This window comes from Streptomonospora sediminis (assembly GCF_054778995.1).
Genome location: NZ_BAAGYZ010000052.1, coordinates 1 through 3,869, shown reverse-complemented (window position 1 = coordinate 3,869; position 3,869 = coordinate 1). Strand labels below are relative to the sequence as shown.

At 73.9% G+C, this 3,869-nt stretch carries 2 protein-coding genes; both read left to right on the top strand.

The genetic code is table 11. The annotated features are described in order from the left end of the window. The coding region (locus ACYVD5_RS11970; RefSeq protein WP_461001065.1) for a beta-ketoacyl reductase at positions 1-1,271 on the top strand (1,271 nt) is incomplete at its 5' end. 53 nt (positions 1,272-1,324) lie between these two features. After that, on the top strand, positions 1,325-3,869 hold a 2,545-nt coding region (locus ACYVD5_RS11965; RefSeq protein WP_461001064.1), incomplete at its 3' end, for a type I polyketide synthase.

The following is a 3,869-nucleotide window of genomic DNA, read 5'->3' as shown; positions in this document are numbered from 1 at the left end:
GTGCGCATGTGGCGCGGTGGGCGGCGCGCGAGGGCGCCGGCCACCTCCTGCTCATCAGCCGCCGCGGCAAGGCGGCGGCAGGCGCCGACCGGCTCGCGGCCGACCTGGAGGCACTGGGCGCCGAGGTCACCATCGCGGCCTGCGACGTCGCCGACCGCGACGCGCTCGCCGGTGTACTCGCCGCCGTCCCCGAACGCCACCCGCTGACCGCGGTGGTCCACGCCGCCGGGATCGCCGACGGCGGCCCGCTGGCCGACACCTCGCCGGCCGACCTTGCCGCGCAGACCGCCGCCAAGGTGGCCGGTGCCCGGCACTTGGACGAACTCACCGACGGCACCGACCTGGACGCGTTCGTGCTGTTCTCCTCGGTCGCCGCCGCATGGGGCAGCGCAGGCCAGGGCGGCTACGCCGCGGCGAACAGCCACCTCGACGCGCTCGCCGAACAGCGGCGCCACCGCGGACTCGCGGCCACCTCCGTGGCGTGGGGGCCGTGGGACGGCGACGGAATGGCCGCCGGCGCGGAGGCCCAGGAGCGGATGCGCCAACTCGGGTTGCCGGTGATGGCGCCGGAGGCGGCGGTCCGCGAACTGCACCGGGCCGTCGACTGCGGCGACACCGCGGTCGTGGTGGCCGACGTCGACTGGACGCGGTTCCAGCGGGTGTTCACGATGTCCCGGCCGAGCCCGCTGCTGGAGGGCATCCCGGCCGCCGCACCGGAACCGCAACCGGAGCCCGCCGGCAGCGGTACCGAGGGTCTGCGCAAGCGGCTGGCGTCCCTGCCCGACGCCGAGCACCCTCGGATGGTGCTGGATGCGGTGCGGTCGGCGGCGGCGGTCGTGCTCGGGCATCCGAGCCCGGCCGACGTGCCCGAGGACCAGCCGTTCAGCGATGCCGGCTTCGACTCGCTCACCGCGGTGGAACTGCGGGACCGGCTCGACCGGGAAACCGGGCTGTCCCTGCCCGCCACCCTGGTCTTCGACTACCCGACCCCGGCCGCACTGGCCGAGTTCGTCCGCGCCGAACTGGGCGTCGGCGGCACCTCCGTCGCACTGCTCGCCGAACTCGACCGGCTGGAGGAGTCGCTGACCGCCTCGGCTCCGGACGAGTCCACCCGCCTGCTGGCGGAGAAACGGCTGCGGATCCTGCTCCGGAAGGTGCGGCAACCCACAGCGGCCGCAGATACCGCGGACACCGGTAAGGACACCGCACTGGATTCGGCGTCCGACGAGGAAATGTTCGATTTCCTCGGCACGGAATTTGGCATCTCATAAATTCGCACGTTGGCTTTCCGGCCGCTCCGGCGGCCGCCCCGAGGAGTATTTGCATGTCGAACGAAGAAAAGCTCCGCTACTACCTCCGCCGGGTCACCGCAGACCTGCGCGAGGCGAACGAGCGCGTCCGGGAACTCGAAGGCGCCGCCGGCGAACCGGTCGCCGTCGTGGGCCTCGGTTGCCGTTTTCCGGGGGGTGTGGGCTCGGCTGCGGAGTTGTGGTCGCTGGTTTCGGGTGGGGGTGATGCGATCGGGCCGTTCCCGGATGACCGGGGGTGGGATGTAGGGGGGTTGTTCGATCCGGTTGCGGGGCGGCCGGGGAAGAGTTATGTGGCCGAGGGCGGGTTTGTTTACGGTGCGGGCGGGTTCGATGCGGGGTTTTTCGGGGTGTCGCCGCGTGAGGCGGTGGCGATGGATCCGCAGCAGCGGATGGCGTTGGAGGTGGCGTGGGAGGCGGTTGAGCATGCGGGGATCGATCCGTTGTCGTTGCGGGAGTCGCAGACGGGGGTGTTCCTGGGCGCCTCCTACGGCGGCTACGGCCAAGAACAGGACGGACTCGCCGACAACGCCGAAGGCGGCGGCTACCGGCTGACCGGCACCGCGCCGAGCGTGACCTCCGGGCGGATCTCCTACCACCTCGGCCTGCGCGGCCCCGCGATCTCCCTGGACACGGCGTGCTCCTCGTCACTGGTCGCGATGCACCTCGCAGCCCACGCACTGCGTTCAGGCGAGTGCTCCATGGCGCTGGCCGGCGGTGTCACCATCATGTCCAGCCCGGAAGGCTTCGTGGAGTTCTCCCGCCAGCGCGGCCTGGCCGCGGACGGGCGGGTCAAGGCGTTCGCCGCTGCGGCCGACGGCACGGCCTGGGCCGAAGGCGCCGGGATACTGCTGCTGGAGAAACTCTCGGACGCCCGCCGCAACGGCAACCCGGTGCTCGCGGTCGTGCGCGGGTCGGCGGTGAACTCCGACGGTGCCAGCAACGGACTGACCGCACCCAACGGCCCCTCCCAGGAGGCGGTCATCCGCGCGGCACTGGCCGATGCGGGGCTGGCCGCTGATGAGGTCGATGCGGTCGAGGCGCACGGTACCGGGACGACGCTGGGCGATCCGATCGAGGCGCGGGCGCTGCTGGCCACCTACGGGCGTTCGCGCCCGGCCGACCGGCCGCTGCGGCTGGGGTCGGTGAAGACGAATTTGGGTCACACCCAGGCCGCTGCGGGCGCGGCCGGGGTGATCAAGATGGTGATGGCGATGCGGCACGGCTCGCTGCCGGCGTCGCTGGGGGTGGATGCCCCGACTCCGCACGTGGACTGGTCCTCGGGTGCGGTGCGGTTGCTGGACGAACCGGCGGGCTGGCCGCGCGGCGAGAAGCCGCGGCGGGCGGGCGTTTCGGCGTTCGGTATCAGCGGCACCAACGCCCACGTTGTGCTGGAGGAGGCGCCCGCGGAGGCGGATACCTCCACCGGCGAAACGGGTGAAGCGCCCGCGGGGACGGCCGCCGCGGGCGGGGCGGCCGGTCCGGTGCCGCTGGTGCTCTCCGCCAAGAACGGCGACGCGCTGCGCGCCCAAGCCGAGCGCCTGCAGCCCGCCGCCGCCGCCCACGAACCGGCCGCGGTCGGCTACTCGCTGGGGGTCGGCCGCTCGGCGTTCGAGCACCGCGCCGTGGTGCTGGCCGAAGGCACCGGGGACGCGCGGCGGGCGCTCGCCGCGCTGGCAGCGGGCGAAGCGGACCCGCAGGTGGTCGCGGGGACCGCGGTTGCCGGCAAGACCGTGTTCGTGTTCCCCGAGCCGCAGCCGGCCGCCGCCGCGGACACTCCCGAAGCCGGCCCGGCGTTCGCAGCGCGGATGGCCGAGTGCGACGCGGCCCTGCAGGCGGTCCCCGCCGAGCTCCGTACCGCCGCCCCGCCGGAGCTGACGGCCGCCTGGTCCCGCATGGTGGCGCTGGCCGCGCAGTGGCGCGCCTGGGGCGTCGCACCTGATGCGGTCCTGGGGCAGGGGCACGCGGCAACGGTCGCCGCCGCTTGCGCCGCGGGCCGGCTGTCCCTGGAGGACGGCGCCCGCGCGGTGTGCGCCGGGGACGGCGCGGACACCGCGGGCGAGGGCCCGATCCCGTGCTACTCCGCCGCCGACCCCGACGCCGAGATCCGCCGGCTGCTGGCCGCCGGGCACCGGCACTTTGTCGAGGTCGGCACCCGTACGGTGCTCGCCGACCCGATCCGGCGGATCGTCGGCGCCGAAGGCACCGTACTGGCCGCACCGCACACCGGCGCCGGACCCGACCGCGCCGCGCTGGCCGCGGCCTATGTGCAGGGCCTGCCGGTGGACTGGACGGCGCACCTTCCGCGCACCCGGCGCGTTGAACTGCCCACCTACCCCTTCCAGCACCAGCGGTTCTGGATCGAGCCGCCCCAGGACGCCGACGTGTCCGGCGAGGACTGGCACTACCGGGTGGAGTGGTGGGAGTCGGATGCGGGTGGTGGTTTGGGCGGGGTGCCGGTGTTGTCGGGTACGTGGTTGGTGGTGGCGCCGGAGGGTGCGGGTGTTGATGCGGGTGCTGTGGTGGGGGCGTTGGAGCGGTGTGGTGCGCGTGCGGTGTTGT